The sequence below is a fragment of the Jiangella asiatica genome (assembly GCF_004349065.1).
GTDB classification, from domain to species: Bacteria; Actinomycetota; Actinomycetes; order Jiangellales; family Jiangellaceae; genus Jiangella; species Jiangella asiatica.
The window spans coordinates 108,574-125,900 of record NZ_SMKZ01000001.1 but is presented as its reverse complement, the minus strand read 5'-3'; the positions used below and the strand labels follow the sequence as shown (position 1 = coordinate 125,900).

Annotated in this window: 14 protein-coding genes; 3 read left to right on the top strand and 11 right to left on the bottom strand. The window is 72.5% G+C overall.

Annotated features, from left to right (window positions below):
- Positions 1 to 1,383 precede the first annotated feature (1,383 nt).
- On the top strand, positions 1,384 to 1,815 hold the full coding sequence (locus E1269_RS34075; protein WP_131890425.1) for a CoA-binding protein: 432 nt from the start codon (positions 1,384 to 1,386) through the stop codon (positions 1,813 to 1,815).
- 28 nt (positions 1,816 to 1,843) lie between these two features.
- Here E1269_RS34075 and E1269_RS00555 read toward each other — a convergent pair whose 3' ends face one another.
- Entirely contained in the window at positions 1,844 to 2,641 is a 798-nt protein-coding gene (locus E1269_RS00555) for a TrmB family transcriptional regulator (RefSeq protein ID WP_239000735.1), read from the bottom strand.
- A 250-nt stretch (positions 2,642 to 2,891) separates the two neighbouring features.
- On the opposite strand from E1269_RS00555, the gene E1269_RS00550 reads away from it, so the two are divergent.
- A complete protein-coding gene (locus tag E1269_RS00550) occupies positions 2,892 to 7,334 on the top strand; it encodes a S8 family serine peptidase (protein WP_131889910.1) in 4,443 nt (1,480 codons plus the stop codon).
- 64 nt (positions 7,335 to 7,398) lie between these two features.
- On the opposite strand, the gene E1269_RS00545 is transcribed toward E1269_RS00550, so the two are convergent.
- The 4 genes from E1269_RS00545 to E1269_RS00530 all read right to left on the bottom strand — a co-directional run bounded on the left by E1269_RS00545 (position 7,399) and on the right by E1269_RS00530 (position 11,491).
- Positions 7,399 to 8,370 carry a serine protein kinase RIO gene (locus tag E1269_RS00545; protein WP_203432652.1) on the bottom strand — a complete coding sequence of 324 codons (972 nt, stop codon included), beginning with the start codon at positions 8,368 to 8,370 and terminating at the stop codon, positions 7,399 to 7,401.
- A gap of 253 nt (positions 8,371 to 8,623) precedes the next feature.
- Positions 8,624 to 9,616: a type IV toxin-antitoxin system AbiEi family antitoxin domain-containing protein gene (locus E1269_RS00540; protein WP_162606155.1), complete on the bottom strand. Its 993-nt coding sequence runs from the start codon at positions 9,614 to 9,616 to the stop codon at positions 8,624 to 8,626.
- A gap of 155 nt (positions 9,617 to 9,771) precedes the next feature.
- Entirely contained in the window at positions 9,772 to 10,305 is a 534-nt protein-coding gene (gene purE, locus E1269_RS00535) for a 5-(carboxyamino)imidazole ribonucleotide mutase (RefSeq protein ID WP_131889906.1), read from the bottom strand.
- Positions 10,298 to 11,491: a 5-(carboxyamino)imidazole ribonucleotide synthase gene (locus E1269_RS00530; protein ID WP_131889904.1), complete on the bottom strand. Its 1,194-nt coding sequence runs from the start codon at positions 11,489 to 11,491 to the stop codon at positions 10,298 to 10,300. The genes purE and E1269_RS00530 overlap by 8 nt, the downstream gene beginning before the upstream one ends.
- Before the next feature lie 73 nt (positions 11,492 to 11,564).
- Between E1269_RS00530 and E1269_RS00525 the strand changes: the two genes are divergently transcribed.
- Positions 11,565 to 12,074 carry a GtrA family protein gene (locus tag E1269_RS00525; RefSeq protein WP_203432650.1) on the top strand — a complete coding sequence of 170 codons (510 nt, stop codon included), beginning with the start codon at positions 11,565 to 11,567 and terminating at the stop codon, positions 12,072 to 12,074.
- A gap of 34 nt (positions 12,075 to 12,108) precedes the next feature.
- On the opposite strand, the gene E1269_RS00520 is transcribed toward E1269_RS00525, so the two are convergent.
- The 6 genes from E1269_RS00520 to E1269_RS00495 all read right to left on the bottom strand — a co-directional run bounded on the left by E1269_RS00520 (position 12,109) and on the right by E1269_RS00495 (position 17,247).
- On the bottom strand, positions 12,109 to 13,026 hold the full coding sequence (locus E1269_RS00520) for a hydroxymethylglutaryl-CoA lyase (protein ID WP_131889902.1): 918 nt from the start codon (positions 13,024 to 13,026) through the stop codon (positions 12,109 to 12,111).
- Positions 13,023 to 13,808 (bottom strand): enoyl-CoA hydratase/isomerase family protein, encoded by a 786-nt coding sequence (locus tag E1269_RS00515; protein WP_131889900.1) that lies wholly within the window; start codon positions 13,806 to 13,808, stop codon positions 13,023 to 13,025. Before E1269_RS00515 ends, E1269_RS00520 begins: the two co-directional genes overlap by 4 nt.
- A gap of 10 nt (positions 13,809 to 13,818) precedes the next feature.
- Complete coding sequence (locus E1269_RS00510) at positions 13,819 to 14,526, bottom strand: nucleotidyltransferase family protein (RefSeq protein ID WP_131890419.1); 708 nt, start codon at positions 14,524 to 14,526, stop codon at positions 13,819 to 13,821.
- A gap of 393 nt (positions 14,527 to 14,919) precedes the next feature.
- Positions 14,920 to 15,939 (bottom strand): adenylate/guanylate cyclase domain-containing protein, encoded by a 1,020-nt coding sequence (locus E1269_RS00505; RefSeq protein ID WP_131889898.1) that lies wholly within the window; start codon positions 15,937 to 15,939, stop codon positions 14,920 to 14,922.
- Positions 15,936 to 16,445 carry a PH domain-containing protein gene (locus tag E1269_RS00500; RefSeq protein WP_131889896.1) on the bottom strand — a complete coding sequence of 170 codons (510 nt, stop codon included), beginning with the start codon at positions 16,443 to 16,445 and terminating at the stop codon, positions 15,936 to 15,938. Before E1269_RS00500 ends, E1269_RS00505 begins: the two co-directional genes overlap by 4 nt.
- Positions 16,446 to 16,491: 46 nt before the next feature.
- A complete protein-coding gene (locus E1269_RS00495) occupies positions 16,492 to 17,247 on the bottom strand; it encodes a biotin--[acetyl-CoA-carboxylase] ligase (RefSeq protein ID WP_131889894.1) in 756 nt (251 codons plus the stop codon).
- Between the last annotated feature and the right edge of the window lie 80 nt (positions 17,248 to 17,327).

The window sequence follows — 17,327 nt, the reverse complement described above, 5'->3', positions numbered from 1 at the left end:
TCGAGCAGGCGCGCGCCGCGCTGGCTCGGGCGGAGGCGCGCGTGCGGGCCGCTGACGCCGCCGAGCGCGCCGACGCCGTCCAGAAGGAGATCGGCGAGCTGCGCGAGTCCGGTGTCGAGCGCCAGGACCGCCGCGACGCACTGGTCCCGGAGCTGGTCGACGCCGAGGATGCGTACGCCCGTGAGCTGGGCGTGCACAACTCCCGCGAGGAGCGGGTCACCAGCCTGCGCGACACCCGCAAGCGGTTGACTCATACGCTCGCCGAGCACGAGGCGCGGCGGCTGGACCTGACCTCCCAGCGCGACGCCATCGGCCTGCTCGACCGCGAGAAGGCCTGGGGCGACTCCCCCGACGCGGCCCGCCGGCACCTCCTGGATCTCGACGACGACGTCCAGGGCCGCACCACCGCCGACTGGGACGAAGCGGCCACCCGGCTCACCAACGAGGTGGCCGTCCGCTGCTTCCCGCCCGGCACCGCGCCGGACGAGCTGACCGCAGAGCTGCGCGAGCTGCTGGTCACCCAGAACTGGGTCGGCGGCAGCCTGGAGGCGCGGGTCGCGCTGGTCGCGCCGCTGCAGCGGGCGCTCGACACCCACCTCGACGACACCGAGGAGCACGACCAGCACCAGCTCACCCAGATCACTGACCAGCGGGCCCGGCGCACCTCCGACCTCGCCGCCGCCCGGCTCGGGCACAGCGAGGCCGAACAGACCGCCCGCGCGCACCGCACGTCGCTCGCCTCGGGCATCAAGGCGATGCTGAAGAAGGTCGCCGCCGAGTTCAACCGGCTCGACCAGGAGTACGGCGGCTACGGCGCCGGGTTGGACTTCCCCGAGCCCGAGCCGCCGTCGGAGCCGGACAAGCCATGGCGGTGGACCGTCAGCCCCACATGGCGGCGGGCGGAGGGCCAGCGGATGTCGGCGTACACCCTGCGCAGCAACACCGCGCAGATGGACGAGAAGGCGGTCAAGCTGGTCTGCGCGGCGGCGCTGGCCCGCGGCGCCGACCGTCCGCTGCTGCTCATCCTCGACGAGCTCGGCCGCAACCTCGGCAAGCAGCACCGCCGCGAGGCCGTCGCGCTGTTCGAACGCATCGGCAACGACCACAACATCACCGTGGTCGGCGCCCTCCAGGACGACATGGAGCGCTACGCCATCGAGGCGTCCGGCCTGTACATCAAGCTGCGCCGGCGCTCGGACACCATGGCCTACAACGAGGAGCCCGTCGTCGTCGGCAACGAGGCCAACGCCGCACGAGTCGAGCTGATGCGGACGTGGATGTCGTCGTACCGGCCGGGCACCCTGGACGTCGACGCAGAGGGCGCCGCTCCACTCACCCGGTCGCTTTGCAGGTCACCCTTGGCGCCGACATACGGTGGACCGGGTGAGCACGCACACGAACGATCCCGCCACCGTCCGACGGCTCCTCACCACGCCCGCCACCTGGGCCGTCGTCGGGCTGTCCACCAACCGTGCCCGGCCGGCCTACGGCGTCTCGCAGTACGTCCGCGACGGCCTCGGCATGACGATCGTGCCGGTCAACCTGCGCGGCGAGGACACTCTGGGCATGACCGGCTACAAGCGGCTGGCCGACGTGCCGGCGCCGGTCGCCGTCGTCGACTGCTTCGTGAACAGCCAGCGGGTCGGCGAGGTGGTCGACGACGCCATCGCCGAGCGGGAGCGGCTGGGCATCGAGGCGGTGTGGCTACAGCTCGGCGTCATCGACGAGGCCGCCGCGGAACGTGCCAAGGCCGTCGGCCTCGAGGTGGTCATGGACGCCTGCCCCGCGATCGAAAGCCCTCGCCTCGGCATCTGACTCCGTTCCGCTCGCCGCGGTCGATCGATCAGTAGGACCGCGCGGCCAGCACGTCGGCTAGCGGGCGGGCGCCGGCCCACAGGCTCTCGAACGCGATCTTCAGCGTCGCGGCCAGCGCCTCGTGCTGGACGACGAGGGTGGTGACGGAGCCGTCGGCCTCGGACGGGTCGGGCATGTTGAACGCCACCGATCTGCCGTCGACGATCGTGAGCTTGAGCGGCAGCACCGTCGTGAGCCGGATCTGCTCGCCGAGCGCCGCATAGCCGCTGATCTGCGCGGCCATCCGCGGGTCGTCGAGGGTGGCCAGCTCGTAGATGGCCCGTTGCACGATGCCCGGCGGTACGACGGTGTCCTGCGGGCTGGATGCGCCGAGGTAGGGCGGGTGGACGAGTGTCAGCACCTCGCGACTGGCTTCGGCCCACAGCTTCTGCACCCGCTCGACTGCGTGCTCGCGATCGCGCAACACCTCGACGTAGTCCAGCGGCTTCCCGAGGTCCTGGCCGCGCTGGTACAGCGCGCTCAGATCGGCGGCCATGTCGGTGGCGCCACGTGCCAGCCGGTCGAGCTCGCGCCGGCGCACGGCGATGAGCAGTTCGGTCACGTGGTCCGGCGGTTGCGCCCGGTAGCGGACCCCGTGCCCGGGCACCGGCAGCACGAGGCCTCGCTCGGACAGCGAGGCGAGCACGTCGTAGGCCCGCTGCCGGGGAATGGACGCCATCCGCGCGATCTCGGCTGGGGTGCCGTCGCGGCGGCCGATGAGCGCCAGGTAGGCGCGGGCTTCGTACCGGGTCAACCCGAGATCGACCAGTCCGGCCATGTTCGACATGGTGTCCACGGATGCCAGCCTAATGTCACCATTGACAGTGGTGACAGGTTCGTCTAGGTTCGCCCGCATACTCGTGACAGCGCCGCCACCCCGAGCGGGCGGCAGCTCGACCCGCACGGAGGGGGCCCGTGATGGATGCGCTGTCGCGAGGTCGACGACACGTCCTCGTCGCATCTCCCCCCTTGCGTCTCACCGGCCCGCCCGCACCACACCCCCGGTGCGCGGCGGGCTCGCCATGTAAGGAGCCCGCATGTTGCGTCGCAGCCTGACCCTGTCCGCTGCGGTGGCGCTGGCCCTGGGACTCACCCAGGGCGCCGGCGCCGCACCGGCCGACCCACCCGTCCCCGACCTCGACTCGCTCGCACCGGTCTCCGCCGCCAGCGAGCAGCGCCTCGAGAAGGGCCCGGCGCTGCGCCTGGGCACCGCCGACGCGCCCGAGCTCTACATCGTGCAGCTGGAGCAGCCGGCCCTGCCCGCCTACGACGGCGGCATCGACGGCCTGGAGGCCACCGGCCCGGCCGCGCGCGGCGCCGCACCGCTGGACGCCGACGCGCCCGCCGCCGACGAGTACCTCGACTTCCTCGAGCAGACGCAGGCCGAGCTGGTCGCCCGGATCGGCGACGAGGTCGGGCACGAGCCCGAGGTGGTGCACACCTACACCAACGCGCTCAACGGCATCGCCGTCCAGCTGACCAGCGACGAGGCCTTGGCGGTCGCGGAGCTCCCCGGCGTCGTCGCGGTGACGGTCGACCAGCAGCACGAGCTGCAGACCGACGTCGGCCCGGAGTGGATCGGCGCGCCCAGCCTCTGGGACGGCTCGGGCACCCCCGACCCCGACGACACCGGCACCAAGGGCGAGGGCATCGTCGTCGGCGTCCTCGACACCGGCATCAACCCGGCCAACCCCTCGTTCGCCGACGTCGTCCCGGCCGAGGAGGGCGGCGACGGGTACGACCACACGAACCCGCGCGGAGCCGGCACCTACTACGGCGTCTGCGACCCCGCCAACACCGAGATCCACCTGCCCGACTGGGGTTGCAACGACAAGCTGATCGGCGCCTGGGACTTCACCGCCGTCGACGGCACCAACCCCTACGACAACGACGGCCACGGCAGCCACACCGCCAGCACCTCCGCCGGCAACCAGGTCGACGCCACCACGTTCAGCGCCGAGGGCACCGAGCACGAGTTCGGCGTCACCCGCAACGTCAAGGGCGTGGCGCCGCACGCGAACGTCATCGCCTACGACGTCTGCCACGACACCTGCCCGTCGTCGGCCATCCTGGCCGGCATCGACCAGGCCATCGCCGACGGCGTCGACGCCATCAACTACTCCATCGGCAGCCCGTCCGCCTCGGCCGACCCGTGGTCGCAGCCGGACACCATCGGCTTCCTCAACGCCCGTGCCGCCGGCATCTACGTCGCGACCTCGGCCGGCAACGAAGGCCCCGGAGCGGCCACCACCGGCTCGCCCGGCGACGTGCCGTGGATCACCGCGGTCGGCGCGGCGCAGCACAACCGCCAGTGGCAGGCCGAGGTGCAGAACCTCACCGCAGACGGCGGTGCCACCCACGCCCCGGTCCGCGGCCTCGGCTTCAGCGCGGCAACGCCCGGCACGTTCGCGCTGGTCTACGCCGGCGACCTCGGCAACCCGCTGTGTGAGGCCGATGAGTTCCCCGCCGGCACCGACTTCACCGGCCAGATCGTGGTCTGCGACCGCGGCGTGACCGGCCGGGTCGAGAAGGGCGGCGTGGTCGCCGCGCTCGGCGCCGAGGGCATGATCCTGGCCAACGACGCGCCCAGCGGCGACTCGCTCAACGCCGACGCGCACGTGCTGCCGGCCGTACACATCAGCTTCGACGACGGCGTCGAGCTCAAGGCCTGGATGGCGTCGGTCGAGGGTGAGCAGGCCTCGCTCTCCGGTGGCCTGGAGGTCATCTCCGACGACCTCGGCGACGTCATGGCCTCGTTCTCCAGCCGCGGCCCGAACCGCGCCATGGAGCTGATCTCACCGGTCGTGACCGCGCCGGGCGTCGACGTCCTCGCCGCCAACGGCGTCGGCAACGAGGTCTCGTGGGGCTTCATCTCCGGCACCTCGATGGCCAGCCCGCACGTCGCCGGCTCGTACGCGCTGCTCAAGGCGCTGCGCGGGGACGAGTGGACGCCCGCGGAGGCGCAGTCGGCGCTGATGACGACCGCGACCACCGATGTCACCGACACCGACGGCTCGCCGGCCGACTGGTTCGACATGGGTTCGGGCCGGGTGGACCTCAACGTCGCCGCACAGGCCGGCCTGGTCCTGGACGTGACCGTCGCGGAGTACCTGGCGGCGGACCCGGCCACCGGCGGCGACGTCAAGGACCTCAACACCGCCAGTCTGGCGAATGCGCAGTGCATGCAGACCTGCGAGTGGACCCGCACGGTCTCCGGCACCGACACCGGCGCCGGCACGTGGACGGCCAGCGCCGAGTCCATCACCGACGCCATCTCGGTCACCGTGGAACCCTCGACGTTCACCATCGCCGAGGGCGAGGAGGTCGAGCTGACCGTCACCGCGGACGTCTCCAGCGCCAGCACCGAGGCCTATCAGTTCGCCGACGTGATCCTCACCCCGGCAGAGGGCTCGGCGGCTCCGGTGGCACACCTGCCGGTGGCCGCGCTGCCGTCCGCCGGAGTGCTGCCCGACGGCATCGACATCGACACCCGCCGGGACGCGGGCTCGCAGGAGTCCGCGCCGATCGAGGCGATCGAGATCACCGAGTTCACGCCGACGGTGTCCGGCCTGGTCCCGGCGCAAGAGCAGCAGCTGTCAATCGTCGAGGACTCCACCAACACCGATCCGTACGACGGCAACGGCACCGAGGTCGTCCTGGTCGAGGTGCCCGAGGACGCCGCCCGGCTGGTCGCGTCGCTCTCCGACGCGAGCGCACTGGACATGGACCTGTACGTCGGCACCGGCTCCGAACCCAGCGACGCCACCATGGTCTGCACCAGCGCCACCGCCTCGGCCGACGAGTTCTGCGACGTCGGTGACCCGGCGGCCGGCACCTGGTGGATCCTGGTCCAGAACTGGGACGCGTCCGCCCCGGGCGGCACCGACACCGTCACCCTCGGCACCGCCGTCGTCGCCGGCGACGCGGGCAACCTCACCGTCGAAGGACCCGCCTCGCAGCCGCAGGGCGAGCCGTTCACCGTCCGGGCCTTCTACGACGAGCCCGAGCTCGACCCGGGCGAGACGTGGTACGGCGCGATCGCGCTCGGGTCCAGCCCGGACTCCCCGGGCGACATCGGCCTCCTCCCGGTGACGGTCACCCGGCACGCCGACGACGTCGTGAAGACGGCCTCGGTAACCACCGCCGCGCAGGGCGACACCGTCACGTACACCGTCACGGTCCAGCCGAACGTCACACCGGAGGACCTGACGTACAGCCTCACCGACACGATCCCCGACGGCATGACCTACGTGGAGGGCTCCGCGACCGGTGGCGCGACCGTCGAGAACGGCGTGCTGACGTGGGAGGGCGTGCTGCCGACCGCGGTCGGCGTCGAGGGCAACTACGAGATCACCACCAGTGCCAACGACCCGGCCTGCGTCAACCCGCTCACCGGAACCGCCGCGTACTTCGACCTGGCCGGCGCCGGGCTGGCGGCCGACCCGGACATCAGCGGCGACGGCGTCGCGTACACCGTCGACTTCGGCTCGACCTTCGGGTTCTACGACCGGCCGTACACCGCCCTGGGCTTCACCGACGACGGGTTCCTGATCTACGACCCAGCGGCGAACTACGGCGGCGATCCCGGGACACCGCAGCAGCTGCCCGACTCGGCGCGACCGAACAACCTGGCCGCCATGCTCTGGCAGGACATGCAGATCCGGTACGACGGCCCGTCCAACACCGGCGTCACGCTGGCCTCGGCCGGACAGGGCGCCCTGGGGATCATCGAGTACGACGACCTCCGGCTCGCCGGTGACGACCCCGGGGCGCAGGGCACGTACGACGTGCAGGCGTTCGCGTTCCGGGGCAGCAACGACCTGGTGTTCGCCTACGACAACCTCACCGGACCGCTGGCCGGGCCGATCACCATCGGGACGGAGAACGCGTCCGGCACGACGGCGGCGTCGCTGGTCAGCGCCGGCAGTGCCGCGGGCGTGATCGCCGACGACACCGTCGTCTGCGCCACGTACGCCGGGCCCGACCTCGACCCCGTCGAGATCAGCTACCAGGTCACCGTCGACGGCGACGTCACCGACGGCCAGGTGCTGACCAACGAGGTCGTGCACGTCACGGACAACCCCGGCGCGCAGGAGGTCACCACGTCGGTCGACGTGACGGCGTCGGTGGCCGCCGCCGTGGTCACGGTCGAGGCGACGGCGGACGCGGTCGAGCCGGCCACCGACGGCGTGCTCACCTTCACCCGTCCGGCGGACGCGGCGACCGGCGAGCTGACCGTGAGCTACTCCGTCGAGGACAACCGCTACACCCAGCCCGGCCGCGACTATGAGCCGCTCGACGGCACGGTGACGTTCGCACCCGGCGAGACCACGGCCACCGAGGTGGTCGGGATCATCGACCGGCGCGGGCCGAGCCCGCGGGAACGCACCGTGACCGTCACGGTCGAGCCCGGCACCGGATACGAGGTGGGCGATCCGGCCTCCGCGACCGTCGAGATCGTCAGCGACGGCCGCCGCTGATCCGATGGCGACCACCAGGGCGCCGCTACCCGCCGGTGGGTAGCGGCGCCCTGCTGGTCGTGGCTCAGCCGCCGAGGCGGGCGTCGGCGGCGAGGGCCCGGCCGAGGTCGTCGACGCGGCCAGGATGCAGGCCGCGGGCGGTGAACCAGCCGCCGATGTTGCGCACGTCGCGATCCAGGAACGAGCGCCCGTGCGGGTTGCCGATGACGTCCACGATCTGCGGCACGTCGATGACCACCAGCCGGCCGTCCTCGACGAGCAGGTTGTACGCCGACAGGTCGCCGTGCGCGTAGCCGGCCAGCGCCATCAGCTCGAGGTTGTGCACGAGCTGCTCCCACAGATGCTCCAGCTCGTCGGGGCCCGGCCGGAGCTGAGCCAGCCGCGGCGCCGCCACGCCGTCGTCGTCGCCCACGAACTCCATGAGCAGCTCGGTGCCGAGGATCTGCACCGGATACGGCACCGCGACACCGGCCGACCAGAGCGCGGACAACGCGGCGAACTCCGCGTACGCCCACTGGCCGGCGATGGCCTCGCGGCCGAACGCGGTCCGCTTCGACATGGCGCGGTTGATGCGCGACTCCTTGTCGCGCCGCCCCTCCAGGTAGCCGGCGTCCCGGTGGAACATTCGATGCTGCAGGTCACGGTAGCGTTTGGCGGCCATCAGCGTGGCCCGGTCGGTGCCGGGGACGGCGCGCTCCAGCAGGAACACGTCGGCCTCCTTGCCGGTCTTCAGCACACCGAGCTCGGTGTCGACGGCGGCCAGCTCCGTGACCAGCCAGTCCGGGTACGGCCGCGGCCCGCGCTCGCCGGCGGCGGACTCGTCCCACGTGGACCAGCGGTCCCCAGACGGCGGCCCGTCGTGGTTCGGCCCGGCGCCGTCGTGGCCGTCGCCGTTGCTGCCGACGGTCAGGCCGTAGCGGGCGGTGTACTCGGCGAAGGCGTCGTCGAGGCTGCGCTCGGCGACCTCGGCGCGCTCTTCGCGGGTGGTGGCGCGCCCGCGCGGGCGCATCCGGGAGAAGATCTCGTTGTCGTGCACTGCGGTGGTCTCCTGACGAGGGAGGTTCCCACCTGGTGCGCAAGCCTCAGCGTCGGCGACCGCCGGCGGGAACGGCGATGTGAAGGGCGTCTGGCGCGCACGCGACGGCGCGCCGCCACTGGATGGCAGCCATCGGTCCGCCCTCCCTCCGTATCGCCAGCGTTCCCGCTGGACTCTGACAACGTGCTGGGCGCAGCCTAACCGCCCACCCCAGCGCCCGCGCAACCGAATTTCTCGGGCCGGCCGAGCTCCTTCATCCGCGCCGGATGTGCTCGTACTCGATTTTCTTGCTCATACCGCGCGCCGGTAGCCGGTATGAGCAAGAAATTCGAGTACGAGCTAACGGCGCGCGGCCCCGCCAGGCCAGGTCCCAGCCAAAGCGCACGATCTCCAGCCCGGCGCGGCGCAACCGCCACTCGCGCTTGCCCTGGCGTGCCACGATCCGCGAGGCATCCGGTCGGTTGTCATACTTCACCGCGCCGTCGGCCTCGAACACCACACCGTGATGCGGCCAGAGCCCGTCCACCCGGAACTCCGGGCCGTCCGCACCCACCCAGGCGTTGCTGACCGGCATGGGCAGCCCGAACTGGAGGCACGTGAACCGGCCCAGTGTCTCCATCGGCGACTCCGCGAGGGGGTCGGCGTGGTGGGACACCCACCGGGCACGGTGAACGCCCGGCCAGCCGGCCATCGCCCGGACGGTCTCGCCGAGGTCCGCCCCCTGCCGCGCCACCGCGTCGGCGGCGACCAACGCCGCCGGCAACGGGCCAGATCGGGCCGCGTCGGCAACCGCCCACTCCGGGCACATGATGCCGATGCCCGCGTGGCGGCGCGCCTGCCCGAGCGGAATCGGCGCGATCCTGATGTCGCCGCACTTGGTGTACCGAACGCTGGACCCGGTGGCACTGGAACGGACCGCGCGTACCCGCTCGGGCGGCCGGCCGGCGGTGGGCAACCCCCAGGTGGCGACCGCGGCCCAGCTGGTCAGGAACGTCGTCGGCCCGGCGGAGAGCGCGAACGCTCGAGCACGGAGCCGGAAGCGCTCCCAGGGCGGCTCGGCGTCGAAAGCGGCGGTGTCCGCGTAGCAGCCGGGAGCCAGCCGGACGAGCCGGCCCGAGCGCACCAGGCGGGTCAGCCGGCTGGGCACCACACCGGCCGGGCGCGCGTCGGTGACATGGACGATCCCGTGCCCACGAGCGAGCAGCTCCGCGATGTCGTCGGGGACGTGACGCAGCAGGTCGGGCATGTGCCCAGCCTGTGTTCTTCCGACTGCCCGCGCCAGGCCGACTCGGGCGAATGTGGACGACCTCCGACGCGACCCGTCGGCTGTGGACAACGCCCGTCGCCCAGCACTCGGTGCCGGCATCCGCCGTAGCGCCGCGGCGGGTGTGGACGGCGGGGTCAGGAGAGGCGGGCGCGCAGTGCCTCGCCTTTGGCCGTCGCCGCGGCCTCCAGCGACGCGCGGAAGGAGTCGAGCCGGGAACGCAACCCGTCGTCGGCAGCACCGAGGATGCGGGCGGCCAGCAGGCCGGCGTTGCGGGCGCCGCCGACGGACACCGTCGCCACCGGGACCCCGGCCGGCATCTGGACGATCGACAGCAGGGAGTCCATGCCGTCGAGGTGCTTCAGCGGCACGGGAACGCCCACCACCGGCAGCGACGTCACCGAGGCGAGCATGCCGGGCAGGTGCGCGGCACCGCCGGCGCCGGCGATCAGCACCCGCAGGCCGCGCGACGTCGCCGCGGCGCCGTAGGACAGCATGGCCTGCGGCATCCGGTGCGCGGAGACTACGCCGACCTCGTGCGGCACGCCGAGCTCCTCCAGGACAGTCGCCGCGTCGGACATCACCGGCCAGTCGGAGTCGGAGCCCATCACGATCCCGACCAGCGGCGCACCGTCGCCGCGCGCCGTCACCAGGCCAGCAATGTCACTCATCGATCACTCCACGGATGTAGTCGGCCGCGTGCCACGCGCGTTCGCGCAGGTCGGTCAGGTCGGAGCCGTAGGCGGTGACGTGGCCGACCTTGCGGCCGGGCCGCACGCCCTTGCCGTACCAGTGCACCTTGAGCCCGGGGTCGCGGGCCAGCACGTGCCGGTAGGTCGGATAGATGTCGGGCAGGTCGCCGCCGAGCACGTTGACCATGACGGTGTACGGCGCCCGGGCCGCGGGCGAGCCAAGCGGCAGGTCGAGCACGGCGCGCAGGTGGTTCTCGAACTGGCTGGTGACGGCGCCGTCGATGGTCCAGTGCCCGGAGTTGTGCGGCCGCATCGCCAGCTCGTTGACCAGCAGCCGGCCGTCGGTCGTCTCGAACAGCTCGACCGCCAGCACCCCGACGACGTCCAGCGACCCGGCGACGGAGATGGCCAGCCGCTGCGCTTCGACGGCGAGGTCGTCGTCCAAGCCCGGCGCCGGCGCGATCACCTCGACGCAGATGCCGTCACGCTGCACCGACTCGACGACGGGGTAGGCGACGGCCTGCCCGTGCGGCGACCTGGCGACGACGGCGGACAGCTCGCGCCGGTAGTCCACCCGCTCTTCGGCCAGCACCGGGACGCCGGCGCGGAACGGCTCCTCGACCACCTCGGCCGGGGTCGACGGCGTCACCAGCCAGACGCCCTTGCCGTCGTAGCCGCCGCGGGTGGTCTTCAGCACGACATCGGTGCCCAGCGTCGCCGCGTACGCCGCCACCTCGGCCGGGGAGGCCACGACCCGATGCCGCGGGCACGGAACCTCCAGTTCGGTCAGGCGCGAGCGCATGACGCCCTTGTCCTGGGCGTGCAGCAGCGCCGCCGAGCCCGGCCGCACCAGCACCCCGTCGGCCTCCAGCGCGCGCAAGTGATCGGGTGGGACGTGCTCGTGGTCGAAGGTCACCACGTCGCAGCCGGCGACGAACGCGCGCAGGTCGGCCAGCGCCTTCTCGTCGGCGACCACCGGGTCGTTGACCACCTGTGCGGCGGACTCCTCCGGCGACGCGACCAGCACCGACAGCCGCACTCCCAGCGCCACCGCCGCCGGCTGGGTCATCCGGGCCAGCTGCCCGCCGCCGACCATGCCCACCACGGGCCACGTCGCTTCATCACCCACGGGCCACGAGCGTACAGCGCGGCCCCGACGCCGCATCGTCGGGCCGCTCTGAACAGGGCGAACAGGTCAGGATGCGGCGTTTCGGGCGGTGTGCCGCTACCCTGGGCGCGTGCTCGATACCGCGCCGCCTCCGCGCCGCACCCCGCGCCTGCTGGGTGCGGCGACTCGTGTCTGGTATGGGCTGCACCACCTGATCCGCGAGGCCACCAAGTTCGCCACCGTCGGCGGCATCGGCTTCGTCGTGGACCTCCTGATCTTCAACGCGCTGCTGTTCGCCGGCGACGACGGCGTCGGGCCGCTGCACGACTCCCCGCTATGGGCGAAGACCATCGCGGTCGTGGCCGCCACCGGCGTCACGTACACCGGCAACCGTCTCTGGACGTTCCGGCACCGGGCCCGCACCGGCGTCGCCCGCGAGTACGCGCTGTTCTTCGTCCTCAACGGCGTCGGGCTGGGCATCGCGCTGGCCTGTCTCGGGTTCTCGCGGTACGTGCTGGGGCTGTCCGGGCCGCTGGCCGACAACATCGCGGCCAACGTCGTGGGGCTGCTGCTGGGCACGCTGTTCCGGTTCTGGTCGTACCGCACCTGGGTCTTCCCGGCGATCCAGCAGACCACCTGACCGGCCCAGCAGGCCACCTGACGCCGGCGGCGGCTCAGCTCGCCGCGGTGCGGGTACGCGGTCCGGCCCGCAGCACCTGAGAGTCCAGCTTCCGCCCGACCAACTGCTCGGCCAGGCCGGCCACCGCGAGCAGGGCGTCCAGGTCCACCCCGGTGTCGATGCCCATGTCCTCGAGCATGTACACCAGCTCCTCGGTGGCGATGTTGCCCGAGGCGCCCGGGGCGTACGGGCAGCCGCCCAGGCCGCCGACCGAGGCGTCGAAGTCGTCCACGCCCAACTGCAGCGCGGCGTAGACGTTGGCCAGGCCGGTGCCGCGGGTGTTGTGGAAGTGCAGCCCGAGCGGCACGGCCGGATGAGCCGAGCGGGTGTCGCCGACCAGGTGGGTGACGCGGGTGGGCGTCGCCATGCCCGTCGTGTCGCCGAAGGCCAGCGAGTCGACGCCGGCCGCCACGCCCTGCCCGACCGCCCACAGCACGCGCTCGACCGGCACGTCGCCCTCGTACGGGCAGCCCCAGGCGGTGGAGACGATGAGCTGCAGGGTGCCGCCGCCGTCGTGGACCAGCCGCGCCAGCTCCGGCAGCTCAGCCAGCGACTCCTCGGTGGAGCGGTTGATGTTCTTGCGGTTGTGCGTGTCGGAGGCGGAGACGACCACCTCGAGCTCGGTGAAGCCGGCGGCCAGCGCCCGCTGCGCACCACGCAGGTTCGGCACCAGCGCTGAGTAGCGGACCCGGGGGTCGCGGCGGACCCGCGACCACACGTCGTCGGCGTCGGCCATCTGCGGGATCGCCTTCGGGTGCACGAACGACACCGCCTCGATGCGCCGCACCCCGGTCCGGGACAGCGCGTCGATCAGCTCGACCTTGGCCGTCGTCGAGATGGGGTCCTCGTTCTGCAGGCCGTCGCGTGGGCCGACCTCGCGCACGCTCACACTCTGGGGGAACGCCACCGTCACTCACCTGGCCAATCGGGACGCCGCTTCTCGTTGAACGCCGCCACACCTTCATTTCTATCCCCGCTGAACGCGGTGGCGCGCCAGGCGGCGTCCTCGATGTCCAGCCCCGACCGCAGCGACGCGTCCAGGCCGTGCCGCATCGCCTGCTTGGCGTTGCGGACCCCCACCGGGGAGTTCGCGGCGATCGACGCGGCCAGCTCCAGCGCGGCGGCCCGGTCCTGACCGGCGGGGACTACCCGGTCGACCAGTCCCAGGCGATGCGCTTCGGCGGCGTCGACCCGGCGGCCGGTGAAGATCAGATCGGCGGCTCGGTTCCAGCCCAGGCGCCGCGGCAGCAGCTGCGTGCCGCCGCCACCGGGGACCAGGCCGACCGTCACCTCCGGGAGCCCGAGCACGGCGGTCTCGTCGGCGACGATCAGGTCGCAGCCCAGCGCCAGCTCCAGCCCACCGCCGAGGGCGTGGCCGTGCACCGCCGCGACGGTCGGCACCGGCAGCTCCAGGACGCCGGTGAACGCGGCCCGGAAGACCAGGCGCTGGCGCCGCAACCCGTCGTCGTCGATGGTCTTGCGCTCCTTGAGGTCGGCGCCGACGCAAAAAGCTCGCTCGGCCGACGACGACAGCACGATCACGCGCACCGCGGGGTCGGCCGCGACCTCGGCGGTCGCGGCGACGATGGCCCGCGCGTGCTCGGTGGAGATGGCGTTGAGCGCCTCGGGGCGGTCGAGCACCAGCTCTGTTACACCAGGTACGCCGTCGGGCCGGTTGATCGTCACACTGCTCATGCGGCTGACCCTATCGGCCGGCGGCGAACTCCCTGGCGGCCTCGGCGATGTCCTTCGCGGTGTCGATGGCGCGCCAGTAGCCCTCGATCGGGAAGCCGGCCAGCCGGCGTTGCTTGGCCAGCGACGGGAACGTGGTGCGCTCGTGGTCGCCGACGTCGGGCAACAGGTCGAGGATCTCCGGCGCGAACACGTAGATACCGCCGTTGATCGAGTACGGAGACGGCGGAGACTCGACGAAGTCGGTGACCCGGCCCAGCTCGTCCAGCTCGACCACGCCCCAGGGCATCCGCGGCCGGGCCAGTCCGATGGTGGCGACGGCCTGGCGCTCGGCGTTGTAGGCGGCCATCGCCCCGAGGTCGAAGCGGGTCCAGATGTCGCCGTTGAGCGCGTACCAGCTCTGGTCCGGGTGCGGCAGGTGCTTGCCGGCGTACTTGAGCCCGCCGCCGCGGCCCAGCGGCTCGTCCTCGATGACCGACTGGAGGCGCACCGGCTGCTCCCGGGAGTCCAGGTGCGACACCAGGACGTCGCTCAGGTGGCCGGCGGAGACGACGACGTCGGTGACGCCGGCCTCGGCGAGCCATTCCAGCTGATGGTCGATGATGCACCGACCGGCGATCTCGATCATCACCTTGGGGACGGTGTCGGTGTACGGCTTGAGGCGCGAACCCTGCCCACCGGCGAGGATCACGGCCTGGCGCACCGGCGCTGCGCTCATCATGCCGCGGACGCTACACGGCACCGGCTGGGAGATGCCCAGCGGCTCCCTTCGAACTGGTCGCATGTACGCACCACCTCGCCCGGGGCGTATATGCGACCAGTCCGAAAGCGGACCGAAAACGTCGACCCCGAGGCGCCACCAGCCGCCGGCCGGTCCCGGCAGCAGGACCCGCCGCAGCAGGTCGGGGTAGCGCGGATCGGGCAGCGTCAGGGCCAGGGCCTCGTCGAGGCTGAACCAGCGCACGTCGTCGTGCTCCTCCGGGGCGAGGTTGCGCGGGGTCCGGTGCCGCCGGGTGACCTGAACGCCGAGTTGTTCCTCGGCAGTCGCGGCGCACCGCGTCCACCGCGCACGAGCACCCCGGCGGCAACCCGATGCTCGACCGTCACGACGGCCTCACGGCGCCGTCGGCTCGCGCCGCACCGTCACGGTGAACGCGTTGACGATGCCCAGGCCGCGCACCGTCGTCGGCGGGAGGGCGCGCAGCGCGAAGTCGCCCACGTCGGCCAGCTCCTTCGCCGTCACGTCGTCGACCATCACGGTGTTGCGCTCGGCCAGCGCGGTCAGCCGGGCCGCGAGGTTGGTGGGTGTGCCGAACACGTCGCCGAGCCGGGCCACCACCGGGCCGGTCGCGATGCCGACCCGGATGTCGGGCAGGGTAGTGTCCTCGCCGATCTCGGCCACCAGCCGGCAGGCGATGGCCGCCGCGGTCTTGGGATCGTCGGCGGTGAACACGACCTCGTCGCCGAGCGTCTTGATCACCCGGCCGCCGGTGCCGAAGATGACGTCGTTGGTGGTGGCCTCGAACCGCTCGACCAGCTCGCCCAGCGCCTCGACGCTGAGCCCGCGTGACAGCCGGGTGAACGACACCAGGTCGGCGAAGCCCACCGACGCCGGCGCGGCCAGCAGCGGCGCCTCACCGATGCGCCCGATCGCGACCAGCCGGTTCACCGACGCGGCAAGCTTGCGCCGCCACGCGTAGATGAGCAGCCTCTCGAACTCCGGCAGCAGCTTCTGCGCGACCAGGTACGCCGACGTCAGCCGGCTGCCGGTGCCGCGGCCGGACGCCTCGTTCTCCTCGATGATCTCGGCGAGAGTCTCGACGTGCCACTCGGCCAGACGGCCGGTCATCCGCCCCAGCGCCCGCACCATCTGAACCGCCGTGGCCTCGTCGACCACGTCGTCGCGCACGAGGTCGGTGACGCCGCGCAGCGCCTCCAGGTCCCAGACGGTGAACGCCTGCTCCTCGCCGACGTCGGGGAAGCCGAGGGCCCGCCAGTACCGCAGTGCCTCCTCGACGGTGAGGCCGGCGCCTTCGGCGATCTGCTCACGCGTGTAGCGCCGGGACGCGCCCAGCAGCAGCCGCTCCAGCTCGTCGGCGGTAGGCCGCCGTGTCGGCTCGGGCGGCAGGGTCACGCGCGCTCGTCCTCGTCGTGCGCCTCGCGCACGAGCTCGCTCAGCTTCAGCTGAACCTGCTGGACCCGGGGGACGTCATCGAGTCGGACCTGCCCCTGCTCGCTGGCGGCGGAGACCACCAGCGTGCCGCACCGCAGGACGCGGTCGTTGAGCTGCATCTCGTAGGCGACATCGTTGATCACTCGCAGCGGGATGTCGCGCCCGGTGCGCGTGATGATGCCCTTGCGGGTGACGAGCCGCTCGCTGGTGATGGTGTAGGTGGTGGTCAGCCAGGTGAGGAACGGCCAGATCACCCACACGAAGAGCACCACGACGCCGACGATCACCAGGGCCCAGCGGCCGATGGTGCCGATCAGCTCATCGTCGGGTAGCGCGCCCAGGCCGAAGCCCACGCCGGCGGCCAGCACCAGCAGCACGAGGACCGGGACGATGAGCGCCTTGATATGCGTGTGCAGGTGGAAGATCACCTGCTCGTCGTCGCTCAGGTGCTTGTCGGAAAAGCCCATGCCGTGAATCCTGGCACGTCGCGGCACCGCAGGTGAACCGCCACACTCACCGAGGCCGCAGATGCACGACGTCGCCGGCTCCGACGACGACCGTCCCGGCGCCCGTGTCGACCACCAGCCGCCCGGAGTCGTCGACACCCGTGGCGCGGCCGTCGACGGCGGCACCGTCGGGCAGCTCGGCGCGGACCTCCCGTCCGATGGTGTCGCAGCGGTCCCGGTAGGCGGCCGCCAACGACGGCATCAGGTCACCCCCGGCGGCCCGCCAGGACCCGTACCACGCGGCCAACCGGTCGGCGACGGCGTCGAACAGCGCGGTCGGCTCGACCCCGGTGGCCGCCAGCGACGCCGCACCCGGCGGCAGCTGCTCCGGAGTCTGCGACACGTTGAGCCCGATCCCGACGACGGCAGCCGGCCCGCGCTCCGTCTCGACCCGCTCGGTCAGGATGCCGGCCAGCTTCCCGACGACGTCCCCCGCGCCGGCGGCCAGGAGCACGTCGTTGGGCCATTTGAGCACCGCGGACGCGCCGGCGGCACGTTCGACCGCCTCGGTCACCGCGACACCGGCCAGCAGCGGCAGCCACGGCCATCGCGCGCCGGGTACGTCGTCCGGCCGGAGCAGGAACGACATCGCCAGCGACGTGCCCGGAGGGGCCTCCCACCGCCGGTCGAGCCGGCCGCGCCCCGCACTCTGGTGATCGGCGACGACGACGAAGCCCTCGGCCGCGCCGTCCCGGGCCCCGGCGGCGACGTCAGCGTTCGTCGACCCCGTCGTCGCGACCCACCGCACGTCCCACACCGTCACCGCACCAGCCTTTCTCCCGCCGTCGGAATGATCACGTTCAGCACGAGATCTCGTGTCGCACCACCCTTACAAGCATGGTG

Bases quoted from the DNA above. Each gene is read 5' to 3' on its own strand.
- E1269_RS00500 (WP_131889896.1), bottom strand. From the start codon at position 16,445: ATGGGCTTTTCCGACAAGCACCTGAGCGACGACGAGCAGGTGATCTTC.
- E1269_RS00550 (WP_131889910.1), top strand. From the start codon at position 2,892: ATGTTGCGTCGCAGCCTGACCCTGTCCGCTGCGGTGGCGCTGGCCCTG.
- E1269_RS00515 (WP_131889900.1), bottom strand. From the start codon at position 13,808: ATGAGCAGTGTGACGATCAACCGGCCCGACGGCGTACCTGGTGTAACA.
- E1269_RS00510 (WP_131890419.1), bottom strand. From the start codon at position 14,526: ATGATGAGCGCAGCGCCGGTGCGCCAGGCCGTGATCCTCGCCGGTGGG.
- purE (WP_131889906.1), bottom strand. From the start codon at position 10,305: ATGAGTGACATTGCTGGCCTGGTGACGGCGCGCGGCGACGGTGCGCCG.
- E1269_RS00530 (WP_131889904.1), bottom strand. From the start codon at position 11,491: ATGCGGCGTCGGGGCCGCGCTGTACGCTCGTGGCCCGTGGGTGATGAA.
- E1269_RS00555 (WP_239000735.1), bottom strand. From the start codon at position 2,641: ATGTCGAACATGGCCGGACTGGTCGATCTCGGGTTGACCCGGTACGAA.
- E1269_RS00540 (WP_162606155.1), bottom strand. From the start codon at position 9,616: ATGCCCGACCTGCTGCGTCACGTCCCCGACGACATCGCGGAGCTGCTC.